Origin of the sequence: Dulcicalothrix desertica PCC 7102 (genome assembly GCF_003991905.1) — a bacterium.
Lineage (GTDB): Bacteria > Cyanobacteriota > Cyanobacteriia > Cyanobacteriales > Nostocaceae > Dulcicalothrix > Dulcicalothrix desertica.
Genome location: NZ_RSCL01000004.1, coordinates 272663 through 273670, shown reverse-complemented (window position 1 = coordinate 273670; position 1008 = coordinate 272663). Strand labels below are relative to the sequence as shown.

Below are 1008 nucleotides of genomic sequence, written 5' to 3'. Positions count from 1 at the left end.
GTACTTTGACCAATTGTGGCTTCGTTGGTGATATCAACAATATTGAGTGCAACTGCAACTCCCACACCAATCGCCGATACCCCACCAACCGCACTACCATCAGCAATAGCTTCGGCATCTGTCTCGTTTGATGTTGCAAGTTTAAATGAGCCAGCAGAGTTAATTATTAAACCATCTGCGAGTGATGCTTTGGCAGTGGAATCAACTAGGTTAAGTGCTAATCCTGCGGCAATTGATATTGAGCCACTACTCGTTTTCGCCTTGCCTTTAATCCCATCCTTATGTTTGGCAGAATTTGGGTTGTCTTCAACACTATCTATTTGTTCATTCGCTTGGTCTTCAGATGTCTTTTTAGGCTTTTGATCAGCTTGATCTTCTGGTGTGTTGCTATCATTTTCTTCTTTAGCATCAGGGTCAGCACCTGCTGCACCGGCTTTTGCGGTCGCGCCTGTGGCTGCATAAGCATATGCACCAAAGCTGATGTCACCTACTGTCGAGGTGATGTTTCTTGCTGTCGTTGCAATTGTCGTGTCATCAACGATGTTGAGTGACAGTGCTGCACCAACCCCGACTGTATTACCTGCGGCGGCAGCATCAGTAGTTGTACTTGTATTACCTGAGTGTTTGGCTACAGCATCTAAGCTGCCAACTATCAGTGTTCCACCAGTACCTATTGTGGCTAAAGTATTATTGCTGACAATTGTTAGTGCCACTGTGGGACTGATAGAGATTTTACCTGCAGAACCAGCCTTGGCATTTGTTGCGCTGCTATTGTCTGAGGTGGCAGCAAGCGTCAACTTACCCGCGTTTGTGAGTGTGGAGTTATCTTGTAATGATGCTTCTGCGCGGTTTTGCTCGAAATCTATCGCAACAGAGGCGCCGACACCAACTTGGGGTGTGCCATCTGGGCTAGCAACTTGTACCGCCTCTGCTTTAGTAATCGAATTAGTATTGTTCTGGGCGATAATCTCAACATCACCACCACCAGCATCGACAATTGCCCCACTC

General features: G+C 46.7%; 1 protein-coding gene. It reads right to left on the bottom strand.

Going from position 1 to position 1008, the window contains the following annotated elements; genetic code table 11:
- A partial coding sequence (locus DSM106972_RS10465; RefSeq protein ID WP_201800703.1) for a hypothetical protein occupies nucleotides 1-1008 on the bottom strand: 1008 nt, incomplete at both ends.